Source organism: Serratia sp. (in: enterobacteria), from assembly GCF_051654945.1.
GTDB lineage: Bacteria > Pseudomonadota > Gammaproteobacteria > Enterobacterales > Enterobacteriaceae > Chania.
In genome coordinates, this window is sequence record NZ_JBOFZA010000086.1 from 14,717 (window position 1) to 37,001 (window position 22,285).

The following is a 22,285-nucleotide window of genomic DNA, read 5'->3' on the forward strand; positions in this document are numbered from 1 at the left end:
CAAACGTTAAAATTTAGCATCAGTTAAAAGTTTTTCTATTGGCTTGGGTAATAACCCATGAATGCCAATGTATCGCAAAAGCCAACCATTTTAAGGCATTAGCAATTGATGTCGGCCATTTAATAGCGCTATCATCAAGCCTTATACCTAGCGGATTACGGCAAATGCTCAGAAAAAATAATGTGAAGCCTCGTGCCTACAAACAGGTGGATGTATTTACCACTTCGCCATTGCAGGGGAATCCCTTGGCGGTGATCCTGGAGGCGGAGGGGTTAAATGAAATGCAGATGCTTTCATTAGCTCGCTGGACCAACCTTTCGGAAACGACGTTTGTTTTCAAACCAACGGATCCGCTGGCAGATTATCAGGTGCGCATTTTTACGCCCGAAAAAGAGCTGCCCTTTGCCGGACATCCGACTTTAGGTACGGCCCACGCATTACTGGAGGCTGGGTTGGTGACCAAACAGCCAGGGGTGGTGATGCAAGAATGCGGGGTTGGTCTGGTTGCGGTCAATATCTTACCTGAAGGAACGCTGGCCTTTGCCGCACCTGCGGTAACGCTTCGAACGCTGAATATTGGGGAAAGAGAACGGCTAATGGCCGCTTTTCAACCTGCAGTTATTGAAGCCGATACGATGCCGGTAGTTGCCGACATGGGTATTCGCTGGCTGATGGTACGTATGCCAAGCGCTCAATCCTGCCTGACGATGACGCCGGACCAAGTCATGATTAAACAACTGCAAACCGATCATCATGTTGATGGCGTGGTGATTTATGGTGCCTATTCATCGGGTGAGCCAGCCGATTACGAAATGCGAGCGTTTCTGGTTGAATGGGATAAGTTGGTTGAGGACCCAGTGACTGGCAGTGCCAATGCGTGCCTGGCCCGTTTGTTGAAGGCCAATAACTTCCCCGACGGTGGCTCGACGGCACAGGGGTATCAGGTTCGACAAGGCACCCAACTACATCGAGATGGCCGGGTTAGCGTTCGTTTTATTGACGATGAACCTTGGATCGGTGGGAAGAGTTGCACGCTGATTAATGGCTGGTTGAATATTTAGCGGTGGTAATCCCCCCTACTGGCCTAATTATTTTCGCAACAATGAATATAACGCCGGGATGAAGTTCAGCCCGGCTCAGGTCGAGCCGGGCCATTGAGTCCAGTACTGATTACGAGCCTGCATAGTCCATATCAACATGGGGAATGTCATCTTCAAGATAAACACCTGATACCGCCTTGAAGCCAATTCCCTCATAGAATTTAACGAGGTGAGACTGTGCTGAGAGCTTTATGGCCTTACACGGCTCGTGATGGTTGATAGAGGACATGGTTTTTTCCATCAGCCTGACGCCCAGTTTCTGTCCTCTGACGGAGCCATCGACAATCACCCGCGTAATTTTGATCACCTCCTTAGAATCATCCAAATGCAGCACTCTGGCGTAGGCGACAAGGGTATTGTTACAGTATCCCGCCACATGTAGGGTTCCATTAAGCAAATCCTGTCCATCGATGTCCTGAAACGGACATGTTTGCTCAACTACAAACACCGCGATGCGCAGCGCCAGAATATCATGCAGTTGCTGCGCGCTGAGGCTGCTGCCCCTCAATACCTTCCAGCTTATTTCCATCTTTAATCCTTACTTTGTTTCCAACCATGAAACTACTGCCGTGCTGGTCTTAACGTGTCCGGCTAGCTTTTTCATATTCACTTCTTCTCAAGATCCTGGCCAACCCAAGATTTTGTAGACCAGAGCGTAGCACAGGTTAAAGGGTCTGCTTTGCCTGACTAACATTGATCTCCCGGCTAGGAATCACCATCACTACTCTGGTACATTTGATGCCTTCACGCGGGAGGTTATTTTTACCACACAACGGGGTTGAGAATGTCAGAGAGTAAGCAAATTCATATAGCTGCAGCCGTCATAACCGATCGGGCTGGCCGGGTCCTTCTGGTCAGAAAACGCAATACAGCGTGGTTTATGCAACCGGGTGGAAAAATTGAATCCGGTGAGCGGCCAGAAGTGGCACTTGCACGTGAGCTGCAAGAGGAACTGAATGCCTCCTTCAACCCTGATGAGATGGTCCCGCTAGGACGCTTTACGGATCTTGCTGCAAATGAGCCTGGGTATATGCTGATTGCTGACATGTTCAGAGTCAGTACCGAAGAGACCCACTTTCTGCCCGCCGCAGAAATCGAAGAAGTGATATGGTTTGAACCCTCTAGCAACCAACCCTTGCAACTGGCCCCACTCACCAAAAATCATATTCTTTCTCTGTTGGATCGATAATGTGTCATTAGCAATATCAGCCCCTCCCCATAACAGCACATTAGAAAAGGATAATTTTTTGCATTCGATTACCCTGCCATTCTCTACCGAGCGCCTGCGGTTACGCCGTTTTACCCCTGACGATCTCCACGCTTATGCGGCTTACCATCGCCTACCTGAAGTCTATCGCTACTTGTACGCTCCGCCCCCGGATCGGGTGAAAATGGAAAATCGGTTGGCAAAGGCCGTAACCTCACGTTTTAGTGAAGATGGTGACACTTTTTATTGTGCCGTCACATTGAAAGATAGCGGCGAACTCATCGGTGAAGTGTTGCTGAAGCTGGCCAGCAGCGCCGCGCTGCAAGGAGAGATCGGTTATATCTTCAACCCCGCTTATGCCGGTAAAGGCTATGCGGCAGAAGCGGTACGTTCAGTGCTTGGACGCGGCTTCACCGAAGTGGGTTTCCACCGCATTTTTGCCCGCCTTGATGCAGCCAATCGCGGCTCTATCGGCGTGGTCGAGCGCTTGGGCATGCGCCAAGAGGCACATTTACGACAGAATGACCGCTTTGAAGGCCAATGGGGCGATGAGCTGATTTATGCGATGCTGAAGCAGGAATGGCCGCGGAACTGATGTCTACGATTTGCGGTGTCATAACAAGATAGAGACTCTCTATTGGAACTATTTATCAATAAACCCGCAGGGCCGTTCAGTCTTAATAATCAACCTTACCAATATCGTCCGCCATTTTAGGACCAAAAACCGCGACGGGCGGCGTCTATCCAGCGCACCGTGAATCGGATAGTATTTCCCCCATTGAAGGAATAATCAAAAGCAGCGATCCATGGACATCTCAGACTTAAACCAAGCCCGAAGTAACACCGTCAGTAAGCTCCTCAAGGCGCCGGGTTTTGCTGCCCTGCTGATTGAACACGGCTGGGCGGCATTTCCGGATCGTTTTCTCAAAGCCGTGGCTAACTCGAAGGACACCACCACGCAGACCCTGCTTGATATGTTGCCTGCGTTGTCGCTGGATCTGAAAATCCAGGTGGCGCAGCAAAGCAAACAGCCATTTATTGTGCCCTGCATGATCTGGCCGGAGTTGGTCTGGCGTTGGCAACCCTGGGAGTATGCCAGCGAAACGTTGGCATGGGAGGCGTTAGCCTCAGGCTATCCCGCGCTGATTGAGGAGCTTGCCAGCCGGCCTATGGCATCGATAGCGGATCAAGACTGCGCGGCAAACAAAGTTTACTCCGACTATTTTATGGATCCGATTGGCCCAATCCTCGATAAACTGGATAACAACCCAGGCTGGCCAGCATGTTGGGGCAATATTGCCATCCACCACCCCGATGATGCCGTCCGTGAAAATATGATTTTCCGGCTGGTTAATCCCTCTCAAGCCCTGTTGCAGTCTCTCACCCAAGATCCCTCTCATTTAGTCAGGTGCAGACTGGTTTCCCGCTATCATGCAGATGAGGCGTTGATGATGGATCTACTGGACGACGCCAATGTCTGGGTCAGAGCTGAACTGGCGGAACGCGCTATATCCAGCCATATATTGGCTCAGCTTAGTCAATCGATGGATCTGTTTGTCCTGAGCAGGCTGGCTCATAACCGGCAGTTTTTCCTCAATCCAAATCCGAGCACCGCTGCCCGCCTCGTGTGGCAAAAACTGGCACAACATCCTTATGTTTTTACTGAGGATAGCTTTGCCGGTATGGCAGCACTGGCGGAAGATAACATCATAGATTGGCCAATCTTTTCTCGTTGGGTGGAGCAACTCGCGGATAGGTGTCCTCAAGTGCGTGATAAAACGCCGCCGTTCCGCACCTTTGGCTATGCTAAATTTCCGGCTTCAGAAACCCATTTGTACGACACTGCCAGCAGCCTGTTTCAGTTTAACCGTTCGCTGGCACTCAGCCCTTTGACCCCGGTAGCGATCCTCCGCTTATTCAACCAGTGCCCATTTGAGCCGTTGAGGCAAGAGGTTGTCCAGAATCCGGCCCTGACTGCGCCCGCTTAGGTAACTTCGGTTGAAGCCGCATCAAGCGGCTTCTATAGGGTCAATAATCAGTGGTAAATCTCGGCCGTACCGCACATACGGTTGTTGCCGGAAGCGCCGATAATGCGATAGGCACTTGCCCCTGCTGCTTTAGCCTTGTTCTCCAGTTCACGCTGGAGGCTGGTCAGGCTGTTGCTGCTTGAACAGGCGCTGATCACGCCAATCTTCTGCTGATTGGCTGGCGCAACGTCAACCAGGGTGGCCGCCATCACAGAGAAAGAAAGCGTTGCCAGCGCGAGTGCGGCGATGGCCATTTTGACAGGTTTCATATCAGGTTCTCCTTTGCTGTTCAGTTATGACGGGCCGGGTAGCCAGCTTCGCCGAGTACCTCAAGTAGCGCGCTTGCTGCCAAAGTGCTGTCGATCTTTACCTCACCTGCCGCCGGATTGGTTTCGATTCGGGCCTGTGGGTCAGCGTTCAGTAGCGCTTTGGTGACGGATTTAGCGCAGCCGCCGCAGGTCATAGTGGGAACAGTGAAATGATGCATCTTGATCTCCATCGGGTTAGTGTCAGAGCACTATGAGGTTTGCCAGCGTGGCAAGGTCAAAGGTTTTTCTGCAAAATTTTCTCTTTCGTTACAACAGCAACCCCCTTCTCCCCGCGTTTCAGCACGCCGGACGCAACCCCAAACCTTGGTGCCTTATTTGGCACTGTCGCTGCTGCGGTAGGCTCGGCTAAATCTGCCAGGATCGGGCAGTCTGGGCGGTCATTACCGTGGCAGTGATCGGCCAGGAACTCGAGGGTTTGCGCCATCGCCTGCAGTTCGGCGATCTTGGCTTTTAGCCGGGCGACGTGGGAAAGCGCCATTTCTTTGACGTCGGCGCTGGCGCGGTCCCGATCGTTCCACAGCACCAACAGCGCCGAAATCTGCTCAACGGAAAATCCAAGGTCGCGTGAGCGGCGGATAAAACGCAGGCTATGTACGTCCGAGGTGCTGTAATGGCGATAGCCCGCATCCGAACGTATGGCCTTGGGGATCAAACCGATCTGTTCGTAGTAGCGGATCATTTTGGCTGAAACACCGGAGGACTTGGCTGCTTGACCGATATTCATCATTGTCTCCTTCAGAGGAATGGCACTGAAGCTGTGGGTAGGGTTAAGTTCGCTGGTCTCCCTCACCCCAAGGAGAGGGAGCTGATTCGGTGGTGACCAACCTCTACCGTCCCGAAGATCTTGGGCTGCGGTAGGATACTGGACTCAATTTGTCACACGTTCGGTCCCCTCTCCTTATGGGGTTAGGGGGATCACCATGGCCCGAGATTGGTCATTTGTTTGCGGTGACGGGGATAATCTCCGCCCCGCTTTCCGCCGTTCCGCTAGAAGCCTCAACCATCATCGGAGCCTGGAAGCGCTTCAGGCGTAGTGCGTTACCGAGTACAAAGACGCTGGAGAGCGCCATCGCCGCCGCCGCGAAGATCGGCGAAAGCAGGGTACCGTTCAATGGATAAAGCGCCCCTGCCGCCACCGGGATCAACACTGCGTTGTAGGCAAAAGCCCAGAACAGGTTCTGTTTGATGTTGCGGATCGTCGCCTGGCTCAGCGCGATCGCGTTCGGCACCCCGCGCAGGTCGCCAGACATCAGCACCACGTCGGCCGCCTCGATAGCCACATCGGTACCGGTGCCGATAGCCAGCCCAACGTCCGCTTCCGCCAACGCCGGGGCGTCGTTGATGCCGTCCCCTACAAAGGCTACTCGCGCCCCGTTGACCCGGAACTTTTTCAGCGCGGCAACCTTGCCGTCCGGCAACACCTCTGCCGCAACTTCATCAATACCGAGCTGTTTGGCGATCGCCGCCGCCGTTGCCGCGTTGTCGCCGGTGATCATCGCCACTTTAAGGCCCAGCGCGTGCAGCGCCTTAATAGCCTCTGGCGTGGTTTCCTTGATCGGATCGGCAACCGCAATCACCGCCGCCAAGCGACCATCGATAGCGGCATAGAGCGGGCTCTTACCCTGTTCACCCAGACGCTGGGCGGCAGACAGGAAGCTCGCTACATCAAGACCAAGCTGTGTCATGAACCGGTCTGCACCGACAGAAACCACCCTGCCATCAACCTTGGCCGTGACGCCAAAGCCCGGCACGGCGTCAAAGCCTTCAACAGGGGCCAGGGTGATGCCTTGCTGTTTGGTAGCCAACACAATCGCTTCGGCGATCGGGTGCTCGGAACGGGTTTCAACCGCCGCAACCAAAGCCAGCACTTCGTGGGGCTCGAAGCCCTTGGCGGGAATGAGGTCGGTGAGTTCTGGGCGTCCTTTAGTCAAGGTGCCGGTCTTGTCGAGGGCGATAACGCTCACGTCACGCAGCGCCTGCAAGGCTTCTCCTTTGCGGAACAACACGCCGAGTTCGGCTGCGCGCCCGGTACCGACCATGATTGACGTCGGTGTGGCCAGGCCCATGGCGCATGGGCAAGCGATAATCAGCACCGCAACCGCATTCACCAAAGCAAAGGTCAGCGCCGGATCTGGGCCGAAGATCAGCCAGACCAGGAAGGTCAACGCGGCAGCGGCCATCACCGCCGGTACGAACCACATAGTCACTTTGTCGACCAGCGCCTGGATCGGCAGTTTGGATCCCTGCGCTTCCTCAACCAGACGAATGATCTGCGCCAGCACCGTATTGGCCCCGACCTTGGTAACGCGGAAACTGAAAGCACCGGTCTTGTTGATGGTGCCACCGACAACGGCAGCCCCTACGCCTTTCGATACGGGCAACGGTTCGCCGGTGATCATGCTCTCATCAACATAAGATGCCCCCTCGACGACTTCGCCATCGACCGGGATCTTCTCCCCTGGGCGAACGAACACCACGTCACCGGTGGTCACCTGATCGAGCGGGATCTCAACGGTCTCGCCATTGCGTTCAACGCGTGCAGTCTTGGCCTGAAGGCCGACGAGCCGTTTGATGGCCTGCGACGTTCGCCCTTTGGCGCGAGCCTCCAACGTGCGCCCAAGCAGGATCAGGGTCACGATGACGGCGGCGGCTTCGAAGTAGACGTTAGCGGTTCCCGGTGGCAGTACCTTGGGGATAAAGGTTGCCACCACCGAATAGCCGTACGCCGCTGCCGTACCCACCGACACCAGTGAGTTCATATCGGGAGCCCCGCGCAACAACGCCGGGATGCCCTTACGGAAGAAACGCAGGCCCGGACCGAACAGCACCAGGGTGGCGAGTACGAACTGTATATACCAGCTCGTCTGTTCACCCAAAACGCCCTGCACCCAGTGATGCATCGGGGGAATAAGGTGCGAACCCATCTCAAGGATAAAGACCGGCAAAGTGAGAATGCCCGCAATCAGCAAAGAGCGCCGCAAGCCGCGTGCTTCGTTCTCTCGGCGTTCGGTGTCCTGATCGTTCACATTCGCCGTTTCGGCTGATATTCGACGGGCCTGGTATCCGGCCTGTTCGACCGCTGATTCAAGGTCAGCGGTGGAGACAACCCCAGCGAGATGCCGTACCCGCGCACGCTCAGTCGCCAGGTTGACGGTGGCTGCGAGCACGCCTGGAAGTTGCGTCAGCGCCTTCTCAACCCTGCCAACGCATGAAGCACAGGTCATCTCTTCGATTGCCAGTTCGGTGGTCTGTTCACGAACGGTGTAACCTGCCCCCTCGATGGCATTAACAGCTGCCTGTGGATCGGCCACACCGTTGAAAGTGACATCGGCACGCTCGGTGGCAAGATTGACCGTTGCCGTTTGCACACCGGGCACGGCTTTAAGTGCGCGCTCGACACGGCCAACACAAGATGCACAGGTCATTCCTTCGACCGGCAGGCTCAGACGAGCCGCTTGATGGGAACCTGATTGGGGGGAAACGGAAGCCATGACTCTACTCCTGGAAAGTTTCGGTAACAAAAAGCTTAAAGCTTCCCACCAGGGGAAGGTCAAGGCCTGTTGGCAATCAGTTTTGTGGGGGGAGATTGGCTATGCCTTTGGCCCCATCACAATCGCGCTCCGCCGGTGTACAGACTTCCCAACCGCCGCCCAACGCCTTATAGATGCTGACAATGGCCAGTTGCTGGTTAGTCCGTGCGATGGCCAGCTCACGCTGGCTGGCAAAGTCAGCACGCTTGGCATCGAGCACCTCCAGATAGAAGCCGTCACCTTCGGCAAATCGCACCTGGAGCAGACGAGCTGCTTCGCGATTGGCCTCAGACTCCAGCAGGCGTAACTCAAGCGTGCGGTCCGCAGCGCCATAGGCTTTAAAAGCATCATCCGTTTCCTGCAAGGCGCGCAATACGGCCTGGTCATAGACGGTCAAGGCCTGTTTGCTGCGCGCTTCGCTTGCGGCGATCCGGGCGCGCGTACGGCCAATGTCCAGCAGCGACCAGCGAATCACCGGCACGATAAAGCCCGACAGCGCCTCGGCCCCGTTCAGCGCATCAAGACTCCCCGCCACAAAACCGAGGGATCCCTGCACCTGGATCTCGGGATAGAGCGCGGCCGTCTCGACGCCAATCTGGGCGGTAGCCGCAGCGAGGTCCCGTTCCGCCGCCGCAATGTCGGCACGCCTTGAAAGGAGCGATGCGGGATCGCCCACGGCAATGGTTCGCATGACCAACGAGTCATCCAACGGCGCAATTGCCGGCGGTCTGAACGTCTGCGGCGTTGTGCCAAGGAGGATGGCCAGTGCGTTGAGAGTGGCCGCCCGGCGGCGTTCCAGCTCAGGCATGGCCACCTCAACATTACGTAACAGCGCCTCGGCACGCAGGCGGTCAAACTCGCTGGCAGAACCGGCATTGACCTGCTGCTCAACCAGCCTCAGGCTTTCACGCTGGCTTTGGATGATGTCGGTTACAACGGCAATTTCGGTCTCGAGACCGCGTAATTCGAACCAGGTAGCGGCCACCGTAGCAATGACGCTCACCTGCACTTCACGTAGTAGCGCCTCGCGTGAGCCCGCTTGTGCCTGCGCAGCTTCCACCGAACGCCGCACGCGTCCAAACAGATCGAGTTCCCAAGCGGCATCGATGGCTCCGCGATAGCTTTCGCGTTGCCGCGGTTGATCAGGTGAAATTTCTACTTCTCCCCAACGGCGGTTCTCATAGCTAAGCGCGGGGCCGCCGCTGGGCAGGAAACTCTGGCGATCCTCGCGCAGCATGGCTTTGGCCTCTTCCAGCCGCATGGCTGCGATGCCGATATCATGGTTCGCAGCCAATGCCTGCTTGATCAAGGCCGTTAGCGTCGGATCGTCGAAAGTACGCCACCACTCAACCTCGACGGCCCCCACACTGAACCCAGCAGTTGGTTCACCAAAGTAAGTTGGCAGCGGCGACGAGGGTGCTGCATAGTCAGGACCCACCGCCGAGCATCCGGCCAGCAAGAACAGCGCACTCAGAGGGATTAGCGCGGCCTGATAGAGATTTCTCATGGCTGGCCCCCCTTGATGCGTTGTTTTGATGCAGAGCGGTGCCGCTCGACACGGGCGGCAAGACCACGCATCACTACATAAAAGACCGGGGTCAGGAACAGTCCGAACAGCGTCACGCCGAGCATGCCCGCAAACACCGCAATGCCCATGGAGTGGCGCATCTCCGCCCCTGCACCACTGGCCAACACCAGCGGAACCACGCCAGCAATAAAGGCCAGCGAAGTCATCAGGATCGGTCGTAACCGCAGTCGACAAGCCTCGATGACCGCCTCAAGCGCGCTCGATCCCTTGGCTTCGAGGCTGCGTGCAAACTCAACAATCAGGATGGCGTTCTTGGCAGCCAGCCCCACCAAGACGATCAGCCCAATCTGGACGAACACGTTGTTGTCTCCCCCCACCCACCAGACGCCCACGATCGCACTCAGCAGACACATCGGTACGATCAGCAAGACCGCCAGGGGCAGCAGCCAACTGTTGTATTGCGCGGCAAGGATCAGATAAGCGAGCAGCACACAGAGTGGGAAGATAAACAGCGCCGAATCTCCGGCCAGCTTTTGTTGATAGGTGAGGTCGGTCCATTCGAAGCTCATGCCTTCAGGCAGCACTTCCTGCGCCAGTTGCTCCATCAGCGCCACCGCCTGTCCAGAGCTGACGCCCACCATGGCACCGCCGGAAATATCCGCCGAGGGGTAACCGTTGTAATGCATCACACGGTCCGGACCTGAACTTGGCGTAACGGTAACAAACGCGGACAGCGGCAGCATCTCCCCGGCCGCATTGCGCACTTGCAGCCGTCCGATGGCTTCAGCTTGCATACGGTGATCCGCATCGGCCTGAGCCGTGACTTTGTAGGTGCGGCCAAAGCGGTTGAAGTCGTTGACATACAGCGAACCGAGATACACCTGGAGTGCCTCAAAGACGTCCGCCAGACGAACGCCTTGGCTCATCGCCTGGGTACGGTCGATACTGACGTCGAGCTGTGGTGCATTGACGTCAAGGCTGCTGAGCAACCCGGCCACCTGCCCCGTGCCACTGGCTTTCTGCATCAGGAGCTGAGTTTGCTGAACCAGCGCATCCAGCCCGGCACCGCCGCGATCTTCAACCTGCATTTTGAAACCGCCGGTTGCCCCCAGCCCAGGCACCGGTGGCGGCGGGAATACGCCAAGGAAGCCGTCGGGAATATTGGCGTATTTGGCCTGTAAGCGCCCGGCGATCGCCATCGCGCTGAGATCGTCCGTCGTGCGATCTTTGAATGGGTCGAGCATCACAAACATCACAGCGGCATTTGGCACGTTAACGAAGCCGTTGATTGAAAGCCCCGGGAATGCCACGACGCTTTCCACGCCGGGTTCTGCCAGTGCGATTTTCGACATCTGCTTAACGACGGCCTCGGTGCGATCCAGCGATGCGGAGTTGGGAAGCTGGGCAATGCCAACCAGATAATATTTATCCTGCATGGGGACAAAGCCCGGCGCTACAGCCTTGAAGCCGAAAAAGGTCAGCGCCAGCAGCCCAGCGTAAACCACCAGTGCCAGGCCGCTGATCCGCACGACCTTGCGGACCGTGTTGCCATAGGCATCCGGGGCTCGCTGCAATGGCCGCCCCAACCGTTGAAACCAACGTTCGGCTCGGCCACGCTGGCTGTGCGGATCATAAGTGATACCCACCTTACGTGGCCGCAACAGGAGTCCGGCAAGCGCCGGGCTAAGCGTGAGCGAATTCACCGCCGACAGAAGGGTCGAGATGGCAATGGTGAGCGCAAACTGTTGATAAAACTCACCTTGCAAACCGCTAAGGAAGGCGGTTGGGATAAACACGGCGGCGAGCACCGAGGTGATGGCGATAATTGGCCCGGTGACCTCGTCCATCGCCTTCCTGGCGGCTTGCGGAGGATCTTCACCATTCTCGATATGCCGCTCGACGTTCTCCACCACCACGATCGCATCGTCGACCACGATACCAATCGACAGTACCAAACCAAACAGCGACAAGGTGTTGAGCGAGAAGCCCATCAGATGCATAACGGCGAAGGTGCCGATGAGCGATACCGGCACGGCCATCAGCGGGATCAGCGACGCCCGCCAGTTGCGCAGGAACAGTACCACCACGATCACGACCAGGAAAATGGCCTCCAACAGCGTGGTAGCTACCGATTCCAGCGAGGCCCGGACAAACACCGTCGGATCATAGGCGATGCGTGAACTGAGCCCGGCCGGGAAGCTGCCTTCAAGCCGCTGCATGGTGGCCCGCACCGCCTGCGAAACGTCCAGCGCGTTGGCTCCCGGGCTTTGAATGATTTGCAGCGCCACGGCGGGTTCACCATCCAGCAGGCTGCGTAAAGCATAAGCATCGGCCCCCATCTCGATACGGGCGACATCCCGCAGGCGCGTCACCTGGCCATCCGCGCCGGTGCGGAGGATGATATCGCCGAACTGCGCTTCGTCGGTCAATCGCCCGAGGGTGTTCACCGTTACCTGGAAGGCGGCGGTAGCATTGGGAGCCTGGCCGACTGAACCGGCCGCCACCTGGACGTTCTGTTCACGTACCGCAGCTATCACGTCGCCAGCCGTCAGCCCCCGCGCAGCGATCAGGTTTGGATCGAGCCACAGCCGCATGCTGTATTCGCCCGCCCCCCAGACCAGCACGTCGCTGATCCCCGGAATGCGGGACAGCTCATCGCGCACCTGCAAGTAGGCGTAATTGGAAATATACAGTGGATCATAACGCTTATCGGGCGACAACAGATGCACCACCATCAGAATGTCTGGCGAGGTTTTCTGCGTCACCACGCCTTGGCGTTGCACCTCTTCAGGCAAACGCGGCAACGCACGGGCGACCCGGTTTTGCACCTGAACCTGCGCCATATCGGCATTGGTTCCCTGGGCAAAAGTGACGGTCAGGATCATTCGGCCATCGGTGGCTGACTGCGACGACATGTACAACATGCCCTCTACCCCGGTGATCGCCTGTTCGAGCGGCGCGGCCACCGTTTCAGCGATCACCTTGGGGTTCGCGCCCGGATAAGAGGCGGTCACCTGCACGGTGGGCGGGGTCACGGCCGGATACTCGCTGAGCGGTAATTGGAAGAAGGCAACGGTGCCCGCCAGCACCATCAGCACCGAAAGCACGATGGCAAAGATGGGCCGATCGATGAAGAAACGTGGAAAGTTCATTGCACGCCTCCTGAGGTTTGCGGCCGCGCAATAGGCGTACCGTCAATCGCTGCGGACTGTGGTGTGATCTGCATCCCTGGGCGTACCAATCCCTTGACGACGATGCGCTCACCCGCTTGCAGACCTTGTTCGATCACCCGCATTCCGTCGGCCATCGGGCCAAGTTCGACCGGCCGGTATTGTGTTTTATCGTCCTTGTCAACGACCAGCACATAGCGGCGGCCCTGGTCGGTGCCAATCGACAGGTCAGAAATCAGTACCTTAGGCTGTGGTGCCCCGGTCTCCATTTTGACTTTGGCGAACAGACCGGGGGTTAATTGCCCATCGGGATTGTCCACCACTGCGCGGACCCGCACCGTTCCCGTACTACGATCGGCAGCGTTGGCGAGGAAATCAACTTGGCCGGGCCGCGAGTAGGTCTTGTCGGCGATCAGCGCCACCATGACTCTGGTTGCCTTTGCCGCCTCTGGGGTTACATTGGTTCTGCCAGCGGCGAGTGAGCGTAAATAAGTGCGTTCGTCGACATCAAAATAGACCTGCAGCGGATCGATCGAGACGATGGTCGTCAATGGCGTCACACCGCTGGCGACATAGTTACCTTCGGTGACCAGGGTTTGGCCGACACGTCCGCTGATGGGGGCGGTGACGCGGGTGAAACTCAAATCCAGTTGCGCCGCATCCAGCTCGGCTTTGGCGGCATCAACCTGAGCTTTGCCCGCGTTCACTGCGGCGATGGCGGTATCAAGAAACGCCCGAGCAACGACCTTTTGCGCGAACAGCTTCTCGGCTCGTGCATATTCCGCCTTGGCGAGTAACGAGGCAGCCTCAGCCTCACGTAGCCGTGCTTTGGCCACGTTCACCGCAGCGACGAACTCCCGCGGGTCAATGAGAAATAGCCGGTCTCCTTGATTAACCAAGCGTCCTTCGGGCACGGTGACCTCCTGGAGATAGCCAGCGACCCGCGGGCGGAGTTCAACCCGTTTGACCGCGGTAAGCGAGCCGGTGAATTCCACAAAGGGCGTTATCGGGCGCACGACAACTTCGGCCACCGGCACGCCAGGTGGTTTGGCAGCTGCGCCGGAAGGCACCGCCTCCTTGCATCCGGAGATAATGAACGCGGCGCTTATCGCCGCAGTGAGCAGGGGTAGAGCTTTGACTTGCATCGGTATACCTTTCGCGACGATGGTCGACAGTAGGTTTGGCAGGCTGCCTTTATCCGGCTTGTCACGTTTGGAAGGTCAAGTATTTTTTCTGGCGGGCAACGAGCACCCAGGCTGGGGCTGGGTCACGTTGAGCGCAGCGGCTCCGAGGTCAATGTAAGCGCGGAGCATTTCAGGAGAGGGGATTTTTAGCCGCTAAATGATATTGAGGCGATAATATAAGCGAAATAGAAAGCCCCATTAATAAACAGCATCCACACTTTCAGCTTTTTATTTCTGGCGTTTACCCACAGCCAAAATGCCGCTGTCAGCGTAATAAACACTCCGATCAACACTTCATGCCGGGGTTGCCATGGCGTCAGTAGTATACCGAGTGCGGGTAATATGGTGCCTTGGAATACCATCGCACCGGTAATATTCCCTAATGCCAGAGTATCCTTCCCTTTCCGTATCCAGAGTATGCTGTTCACTTTTTCTGGTAGCTCGGTAGCAATAGGAATGATAATCAATGATACCAGTAACACGGAAACGCCAAGTTTTGCCGAGACATCCGCCACACCATTGATAAAGCCTAATGCCCCCGCGATTAATACGGCCAAGCCGATTAATGTTTGCAAGATGATGGTAAATAGCGTGGTCGGCAATCCCAAGCGGGATAAAAACATCACGTTATCAGCCGCCGTGCCATTGCCTTCGGCCACTAACTTTTTCGACGCGTGCAAGGTTTTGACAATATAGGTGACGTAAAGTGAGATCAGCAAGACGCTGACGCCCATCCTTGCCACTTTCATCTCGACAGGAATGAACAAGGCGATCGCGGCCAACACAAAGGCCAGCAGGAAGAAGCGCGTATCACGCATAAACCCCGTCGGCTCTGGGGTGATGGCCCCATTAATTCCCCGCTGCCTAAGCACGGCCAGTGCCATCAAAAAGACCGACAGCGTCGATAGCATCAGCGGCGCGCCCAATATTGCCCCAACGCCAATCTCTTCGTTCACGCTAGCCGCCGAGGTTCCGGCAACCAGGGCCAAAATGGGTACCATAGTTTCAGGTAAAGCCGTGCCGATAGCGGCAAAAAGCGAGCCGGTTACCCCTTCTGATATCTTCAACCTTTCGCCAAGGTGTTCAAGCGCATTGGTGAAAATTTCGGAGGCAATCAGGATGATGATTAACGATACGCCGAGCTGAAAAAATGAAAATGTCATTTTCTAGCCCTCATAGCGCAAGGGGATTTGGCGATTTCAACGGTGAAATCTTTAAAGGTAACAGGAGAAAAAACGGTCATAATGGAAATACCGACTGGGCGTATCAAACCATGGTGTAATATTTCTCGCCCAATCAAACAGAAATATTACCCCTATGGTCTCGCCAATCTGGTCGACGGATGTGCCACAGCAAAGAGCTGAGTATGTTGACACATCCTCCTTCATGATGAAGGAAGGCTACTCCCCAAATGAGTGCGGGGAGCTTAAGCTAATTATTACAACCGTGTCAAATGAATAAATCATCTGATAATGTAATTGATTTCTATTTATATTTACTCCCGTAAACCGTTGTGCTGATCCTTCACCAGGCGCAACGTTTGATAAATCATCATCAATGGGTGCACTAATTCGCGGTGGTTATTGGCACGCATACGGTCGGGTAACTCGTTGAGCCACTCGGCCAGTTGTATCAGACCATAGCCATGCAGCGCTTCAGCCAGCATTGCCACCCGATCACCCCCTCGCCCCCCTTGGTGCCGGATCCCCTGCTGTAACCATTGGGCCAGCAGCGTTTCCGTTTCCACCAACGTTTGCTGCACGCCTGAACGCTGTTGCAGATCGGCCTGGCGATCCATTGGGAAAGCCTCTACTTCATCGGCACACAGCGAGCATATTTGGGTATCACTGGCTATCGCCAGCGGCTCGATAAACAATTTACCTGACTCGATCTTCACCTTGCCTGAAATTAACCGGGGCGGCGTTGCTGGCGTGAGCATGGCCCTGGCCAATGCCTCGATGGCCTGAGGGGCTGCAATATCGTAATTTAGTGACACCGTCACATAATTGTCAGCCTCATCACTCTCCTCACCGCTGAGAATATCGATCTGCAAGCACTGCAAAGCCGGATCCCAGCGCCAATCGAGCACTTCGCTGACCGGTAAAATATGCAGCTGTTCGATCGGCTGTCTGGGGCGTACAAAATCAGGCAGTACCTGCTGGAGATGGCGTTTCAACGCTGCGGCATCGGGCTGCCTGAGCGGTCCCCCCAACAGCTCCCACGCACGGGATGAGAGCGGCAATACGCTGGTATATTGTTTACCGCTGGCAATGTCTAACGCCCCGTTGGCCCGGCGCTTGGCGGCATTGGTGATCACCTGGCTGGCGGCCAGTTTTATTACCGAATGTCCGGCAACCCGTCGGCTGCCGATCGGCGTTGCCATGCCTTGCGGGCCGCTGTTCTTCGGCCACTGGCGTTCAATCACCATCAGCGCTTGGGAATCAGGGTCGGTGAAGATTAGCTTCACCCCTTCCTGCTGTTCGTCGGCCCAGTAACGCCCCCCGAGTGAAACCAGTTTCAGATGTTCCATCTGGATCTCGCCTTTGACGCCCAGCCCGACAATTTCTGCCGCAGGAAGGCGTGGCAAAGTCTGCTGTTGTGCCTGGAGATCCATGTGCCTGGCCGCCGCCAAGCGAGCGGAAAGCCCGCTGATCCGCTGTAGAAAATCAACCGGATGATAGCGGCTGGAACGATGATGTTGATCGGCTATCCCTTGTTGAATATCGTCCAGGCTTTCGCTAATCCAGCGCCACTGCAACTGCTGCGCATGGCGAGACGCTTCAGCCATCAGTGGTTTGATGGCCGTATCTGGCTGGCTGCTGCCGTCCGACCACAGTTTGAGCAGCAGTTTATCCAACGCCGTTTGTAACAACACGGCCTCCGGCTGTTCGAATAAGGCGTTAAGTCCGGTCTGTGCGCCATCGGGCACGTTGATTTGCAGCGTTAGCTGCTGGAAATCCGGCTGGCTGAGTTCGGCCTGCTCAAAGCCCCAGACCGCCAACACGATATGTTCGCAAATCGTCTCCTGAATGCAGTCACAGCGTGCATGGGCCAGGCTGCTACGGGAGAAAAACCGCACGTCACACATCGGTAAACGAGCAGACGGAGTGGCTTGCGCCCCGCTGCCTTTGCTCAATTGCACCACTACGCTGCCCTGAACCAGCTTTTTAGCCCGGGTAATCACCGATAGCGGTACCTCATTGAGCTGTTGGCTAAATCTGGCCGGTGACCAGCCCGCTGAAACTGCTGGCGGCTGAGTGTCATCAACCCCGGCGGCATGTAACGCCTGATAGGCCAACACCAGCGTCACCCGATGGCGGCACATGCTACTGGCCGGGCAGCTACAGGTCGCATCCCGCAGGGTTTTCCCCATGGGGAAAGAAACCTGATTACTATCGCCGAACGTGGCATCAACACGGCCATCATCGTGTTCGGTCAGTTCCGGGAGCTTACCCTCGGCAACCTCTTTTTGCGCGCGCTTGACGAAGCCCGCATTGCTCAACGCCATCAAGGCTTCCGGCGTGAGCTCAAGTAAATCAGAACGTGTAGTCAACCTTGTACCTTTTCCGCCAACCAGGCCGCTAATTCGCCGGGCGTCATAGCTCCTATCTGAGCACCAACCGCGACCAGCCGGTTAGCCATGTCACGGTCATATTGTGGGTTGGCCTGATGATCTAACGCCGCCAACCCCAGCACTTTCGCCCCGGCCTGAATGCAGGTGTGCACCCGCCGTACCAGCTCGCTTTCGCTGCCGCCCTCAAAGAAATCGCTCAGCAGCACCACAATCGTACGTCGCGGGTTGGTGATGCAGGATTGAGCGTACCCAACCGCCTTGGCGATATCGGTTCCGCCCCCAAGCTGAACCTTCATCAAGAGTTCGACCGGATCGCTGACATCGGCGGTTAAATCCACCACGGCGGTATCAAAAGCAACCAGCCGGGTTTGCATACCCGGTAAATTCCACAGGCAGGCCGCCATCACGGCGGCATGGATCACCGAATCCACCATTGAGCCGCTTTGGTCAACCAGCAAGATAATGTCCCAACGTTCACTATGGCGTTTTACCCGGCTCATAAAAGCCGGGGTTTCGATAAACAGTTTGCCGTGTTGCGGGCTCCAGCGGTGCAGGTTGGCGGCAACGGTGCGCTTAAAATCAAAATTACGCGCGACTTTGACCTGTGAGGGGCGGCGCCGATCCCGGCTGCCGGAAAATGACTGACGCACGTCACGGGCCAGCCGCTCCATGATCCGTCGCACCACTTCTGCCACCAACCGGCGTGCGGCGGTCAGCACCTGTGGGTTCATCAAATGTTTGGTATGTAACACCGCTTTCAGCAACGCTTCCGAGGGTTCAATACGCTCCAACACTTCAAGATTGGTGACGACGTCGTCAATCCCATAGCGTTCGACCGCATCCACCTCCAGCCTTTCGATCACTTCTTTCGGGAACAGCTGATGAATTTCATTAATCCACTCAGGCGTGGTCAGGCTGGACTTACCCAGGCTGGCTCCACGCTCTCCGCGGGCCAAGCGCTCCGGATCACGGCCATACAGCCATTCCAATGCGCTATCGACTGAGCGGTAGCGATCGTCCAATTCGCCCAGAGAGGCTTCAGCGGCCTCACCTAACAGCAAGCGCCAGCGCTGTAACTCGGGTGATAGTGGGTTCGCCATTATGTCAGCCCCCATTGGCCAAGAATTTCCAGCGCCCGTTTTTCTGCCTGTTGCATAGCGGCAATCTCCTGCGGCGCTGCGGGGGTAATTTCGCGATTTAACGACGAAACCGGTAAATGGCCTGCCTGATGCAGTTCCAGGATCTGACGGGCAAACTCACCGCGTTCTCTCGGTGGCAACCAGGCAAATGCTCCTCGCATCGCGGGGATTGCCAGCAAAAAGTCTTCGTCGTCCAGCGCCGTGATCAGTTGGTTCAGACCGTCGACAAAGGTGAGATCCTGGGTTAACTGGTGGCGTGCCAATGCGATCAGCCCGCTGAGCGCATCGCCCATTTTATTGGCTGCCAGGGTGGCCAGTAACGCCAGCGGCTGGGCGATCGGCGATGTGCTTTCATTCAGGCTGAGCAGTGCCCCCAATGCCGCACCACGGCTAAGCGGGTCTGCGTCGGTCGCCGAGGCTTTTCTTTGCCAAACGGTGAGTGCCCGATCGGCTTCCAAGACGGGAAAGATCGTATTGCGATCGACATCAGGCAACGCGAGCAGATCACGCGTTACCAGGCGGATCGCCTGAAATGCCGCAATGTGCCGATGGTAGTCGGCGGGGTTCACGCTGCCATAGCTTTCACAGAGCCAGAGCGCACGGTCGAAAGTTATCTGGATCACCGTTAGCAGGATGGGCGATCCCTGCATACCAACGCTTTCACCGTGACGATAGAGCGTGTGGGCCGCTTCCAGCGCGAAGCCCAGATCCTCAAAGCTCCCTTCCTGGCTCACCGCCGCAGTGAGTTGTTCCAATACACGGCTGCTGAAATCGGCCAGCCCGGCCAACGCCGCTTGGTTTAGCAGTTTAACCAGCGCCACCACCAGGCCTTGGCTACCATGCAGCTCCAGTAAGGCTTCCTCCAGTTTAGCCAGTGCCGCATCGGCCAACGTAGCGCCGTAGGAAGCGGCCTCAATCAATGCGGCAGCCTGCTCAAGCGGCGCCCGCAGTTGCCAATGTTCGCTCATTTCGCCCGACATGGCCTGCCCGACGCTTTTCAGGCAGTGGATGCCAGGGATCGCCAAAAGCGCTAACTGATGCAACGCTCTGCTACGCTGACGATCTTCGGGTTTCAACAGGTCGAGCTTAAGCTCTGAGGGCATGGTTATCGCCAGCCGCTCCAGTTCTTGTTGCAACGAAATCAACAGCGGTGGGCGCGGCGTATTGGCTGCCAGTTTACCATGAGACTCCCCGGCTAATACCGCCATCATCTGCACCAGGATAGGATCGGTTCCCGGCCGCAGCGGACCGCGATAGGTCCACGGCAGAGGGACATCCATCGCCTCTTTGACCAAGGATCCGGCCATGGCATCCAACCAATCGTTGCGTAACGGTATCTGGTGGCCGCGCAGCCGCGCCAGTGCCTGAACCCGTAGATAAACCGCGCCCATATCGGCGGTAGAGGCTGGCAGATTCAACTGACGGAGCCGTTCAAGAATGCGCTGAAAAGCGTAGAGCCCGGCCTGCTCCAGGCCAAATTCCCACACCCACTGTTGGAACTCCGGTGACGGCATGCCGGAAGCATAGCCGGTAAAAGCATCCAGCCGCTTATAGCTATACGGCACCAGATAAGAGCCGGTGGTGTAAGGTATGTCGCCGGATTGATCGGCAAAACACTGGCTTAAAGAGGGCTGCTCTGGTTCATGAGCTTCGCTGGGCAGGTTTTGCCACAGCTTCATCAAGGCAGGCGCATGATAGCCTCCGCACACCACTAACACCGCACCGTCCTGTTGATCCATGGCCCAACGGATCCAGCGGGCCATCATGGTTTCACGATCCTGATTGCCCTGCGAGCCAGCAACGTCTCCGCGCAGCCGTTGGAAATAGTGGCTTAGGCGTTGATCCAGTTCCTGTACATCGCACTGGTCCTCAAATAACCGGTCCCAAAGCGCATCGCGCCCCTGAATGCCTAGCTCCAGGCTTAGCGCCTGTTCAAAATCCTCTGCCCGTTGCTGCTGTTCGGCATCGGCCAGATCGGCGTAACGGTTGGCAATGTCGGCAAACGCAGAATGCCAGGCCGGCAGATCCATAAAGCGTATTTCTGCCTTGCTCGCACGGGCCTGAACCAGCGCCTGCCACTCCGGTGAGTGCTCGGCAAACGGTGACCAGGATCCCCGGCGCACGCCCTGCCCACGTTGTTGCGGCACGCCATAGCTGTAGATAGCCAGCGGTAGCCGATGAGGCAAAAACAGCTCATCGAGCCGGGAATTGAAATCCATTGGCCCTTCAATCAGCACGTAGCGGGGTTTCAGGGCGCTGATTTTCGCCGCAACCAGGCGGGCACAGGCCGGGCTATGGTGGCGGATACCGATAATTTCCGGCTTTGATGTTGTCTTCATTGCGCAGCGCCTTTAAGGCAAACGGTGTCTGGCTTCGTAATAGGCCCGCCAGTGGTTACCGGGCTTTTTCGCGACCTTCTGCTCAAAATAACGCCTGAGCTTGGCCCGGTCATCCGCATTGTCCTTGACCACCGTCCCGGCGATGCACTCCACCAGATCGGCTGGCTGACCGCTGCGTTGTTCAAGAAACCAGGCGCGCACGCCCACAGCATGAGCCACGTTCACCGCCTCGGCGGTCGACATCACCGCGGTCAGGCGATCCATGGCGCTGTCGCCCTTACCCGCTGATTTTTCATTGCCGCGCAGATCGCGGAAAGTGGTGACCAGCAGTTCCAAAACCTCAACGGGAACGGTATGTGGGATGGCGCTTTTTTCCAACAGCCGGTTGGCAGCCGTGGCCACCAACTCCAGTTCCTGTTGGAAATCCATAATCGGAAACACGGTCTCAAAATCAAACCGGCGCTTGAGGGCCGCACTCATTTCATTCACGCCACGATCGCGGGTATTGGCGGTGCCGATAATGTTGAACCCTTCCTGCGCATACAGCAGGTTATGGTCGTCATTCAGTTCGGGGATGGTCATCACGCGGTCGGACAACATGCCCAGCAGACAGTCCTGCACTTCCAACGGCGCACGGGTGATCTCTTCAAAACGCACAACTTTGCCGTCGCGCATACCCTGATAAAGCGGTGCCGGCACCAGCGCTTTCAGCGATGGCCCCTCGTTGATCAGCAGCGCGTAGTTCCATGAATACTTGATCTGATCTTCGGTAATCGATGCCCCGCCCTGGATCGTCAGGCTGGAGGTGCCGGAAATGGCGGTGGCCAGCAGTTCAGACAGCATGGATTTGGCGGTACCCGGCTCGCCCACCAACATCAGGCCACGGCCTGTCGCCAGCGTGACCAGCATTCGTTCAATCGAAGCTACGTCGGCGACAATTTTACGCTCAATACCTAGTTTTTCGTCACCCAGAATAAAGCGCCGGGCGGCATTCAGGCTCAGTACCCAGCCCGGTGGACGCGGTTGGTTATCCTGTTTGACCAACAAGGCCAGCTGTTCTGCGTATTGAATTTCCGCGGGTGGCCGCTGCATTTTTTGTTGTTCAGACATAAGGATCGGTTCTCTTGGTCATCGGTACGATCCCGACATGCGTCGGGA

The 22,285-nt window shown here is 56.7% G+C and carries 17 protein-coding genes and 1 riboswitch; of the genes, 4 read left to right on the forward strand and 13 right to left on the reverse strand.

The genetic code is table 11. The features are described 5' to 3' along the window. Positions 1–164: 164 nt before the first annotated feature. On the forward strand, positions 165–1,061 hold the full coding sequence (locus ACRDCA_RS20285) for a PhzF family phenazine biosynthesis protein (RefSeq protein WP_438691160.1): 897 nt from the start codon (positions 165–167) through the stop codon (positions 1,059–1,061). Positions 1,062–1,170: 109 nt separating this feature from the next. On the opposite strand, the gene ACRDCA_RS20290 is transcribed toward ACRDCA_RS20285, so the two are convergent. Further along, positions 1,171–1,629: a GNAT family N-acetyltransferase gene (locus ACRDCA_RS20290; protein WP_438691161.1), complete on the reverse strand. Its 459-nt coding sequence runs from the start codon at positions 1,627–1,629 to the stop codon at positions 1,171–1,173. Positions 1,630–1,884: 255 nt separating this feature from the next. Between ACRDCA_RS20290 and ACRDCA_RS20295 the strand changes: the two genes are divergently transcribed. The 3 genes from ACRDCA_RS20295 (at position 1,885) to ACRDCA_RS20305 (ending at position 4,295) form a co-directional block, all read left to right on the forward strand. After that, the gene (locus ACRDCA_RS20295) at positions 1,885–2,289 is read left to right on the forward strand and encodes an NUDIX hydrolase (protein WP_438691162.1); all 405 of its coding nucleotides are present in this window, start codon (positions 1,885–1,887) and stop codon (positions 2,287–2,289) included. Positions 2,290–2,347: 58 nt separating this feature from the next. Next, positions 2,348–2,902 carry a GNAT family N-acetyltransferase gene (locus ACRDCA_RS20300; protein ID WP_438691163.1) on the forward strand — a complete coding sequence of 185 codons (555 nt, stop codon included), beginning with the start codon at positions 2,348–2,350 and terminating at the stop codon, positions 2,900–2,902. A gap of 211 nt (positions 2,903–3,113) precedes the next feature. Then, on the forward strand, positions 3,114–4,295 hold the full coding sequence (locus ACRDCA_RS20305) for a hypothetical protein (protein WP_438691164.1): 1,182 nt from the start codon (positions 3,114–3,116) through the stop codon (positions 4,293–4,295). A 47-nt stretch (positions 4,296–4,342) separates the two neighbouring features. Here the strand turns inward: ACRDCA_RS20305 and bhsA are convergent, their stop codons facing one another. The 12 genes from bhsA to ACRDCA_RS20365 form a co-directional block, all read right to left on the reverse strand. Next, on the reverse strand, positions 4,343–4,603 hold the full coding sequence (gene bhsA / locus ACRDCA_RS20310; protein WP_438691165.1) for a multiple stress resistance protein BhsA: 261 nt from the start codon (positions 4,601–4,603) through the stop codon (positions 4,343–4,345). A 20-nt stretch (positions 4,604–4,623) separates the two neighbouring features. After that, positions 4,624–4,821 (reverse strand): heavy-metal-associated domain-containing protein, encoded by a 198-nt coding sequence (locus tag ACRDCA_RS20315; RefSeq protein WP_438691166.1) that lies wholly within the window; start codon positions 4,819–4,821, stop codon positions 4,624–4,626. Between the two features lie 56 nt (positions 4,822–4,877). Next, complete coding sequence (gene cueR, locus ACRDCA_RS20320) at positions 4,878–5,387, reverse strand: Cu(I)-responsive transcriptional regulator (RefSeq protein ID WP_438691228.1); 510 nt, start codon at positions 5,385–5,387, stop codon at positions 4,878–4,880. Positions 5,388–5,598: 211 nt separating this feature from the next. Continuing rightward, the gene (locus tag ACRDCA_RS20325; RefSeq protein ID WP_438691167.1) at positions 5,599–8,154 is read right to left on the reverse strand and encodes a heavy metal translocating P-type ATPase; all 2,556 of its coding nucleotides are present in this window, start codon (positions 8,152–8,154) and stop codon (positions 5,599–5,601) included. A 76-nt stretch (positions 8,155–8,230) separates the two neighbouring features. Then, complete coding sequence (locus tag ACRDCA_RS20330; RefSeq protein ID WP_438691168.1) at positions 8,231–9,700, reverse strand: efflux transporter outer membrane subunit; 1,470 nt, start codon at positions 9,698–9,700, stop codon at positions 8,231–8,233. After that, positions 9,697–12,873 (reverse strand): efflux RND transporter permease subunit, encoded by a 3,177-nt coding sequence (locus tag ACRDCA_RS20335; RefSeq protein WP_438691169.1) that lies wholly within the window; start codon positions 12,871–12,873, stop codon positions 9,697–9,699. The genes ACRDCA_RS20330 and ACRDCA_RS20335 overlap by 4 nt, the downstream gene beginning before the upstream one ends. Next, positions 12,870–14,036, reverse strand: coding sequence for an efflux RND transporter periplasmic adaptor subunit (locus ACRDCA_RS20340; protein ID WP_438691170.1), 1,167 nt, complete (start codon positions 14,034–14,036; stop codon positions 12,870–12,872). Before ACRDCA_RS20340 ends, ACRDCA_RS20335 begins: the two co-directional genes overlap by 4 nt. 185 nt (positions 14,037–14,221) lie before the next feature. After that, positions 14,222–15,238 carry a sodium:calcium antiporter gene (locus ACRDCA_RS20345; protein WP_438691171.1) on the reverse strand — a complete coding sequence of 339 codons (1,017 nt, stop codon included), beginning with the start codon at positions 15,236–15,238 and terminating at the stop codon, positions 14,222–14,224. Positions 15,239–15,327: 89 nt separating this feature from the next. Next, a riboswitch (yybP-ykoY riboswitch) is annotated at positions 15,328–15,497 on the reverse strand. A gap of 73 nt (positions 15,498–15,570) precedes the next feature. Further along, positions 15,571–17,628, reverse strand: a complete 2,058-nt coding sequence (locus ACRDCA_RS20350; RefSeq protein WP_438691172.1) for an SWIM zinc finger family protein — start codon at positions 17,626–17,628, stop codon at positions 15,571–15,573. Next, positions 17,625–18,749 (reverse strand): VWA domain-containing protein, encoded by a 1,125-nt coding sequence (locus ACRDCA_RS20355; RefSeq protein ID WP_438691173.1) that lies wholly within the window; start codon positions 18,747–18,749, stop codon positions 17,625–17,627. The genes ACRDCA_RS20350 and ACRDCA_RS20355 overlap by 4 nt, the downstream gene beginning before the upstream one ends. Further along, positions 18,749–21,127, reverse strand: coding sequence for a DUF5682 family protein (locus ACRDCA_RS20360; protein WP_438691174.1), 2,379 nt, complete (start codon positions 21,125–21,127; stop codon positions 18,749–18,751). The genes ACRDCA_RS20355 and ACRDCA_RS20360 overlap by 1 nt, the downstream gene beginning before the upstream one ends. A 12-nt stretch (positions 21,128–21,139) precedes the next feature. After that, positions 21,140–22,237, reverse strand: a complete 1,098-nt coding sequence (locus ACRDCA_RS20365; RefSeq protein WP_438691175.1) for an ATP-binding protein — start codon at positions 22,235–22,237, stop codon at positions 21,140–21,142. Positions 22,238–22,285 lie beyond the last annotated feature (48 nt).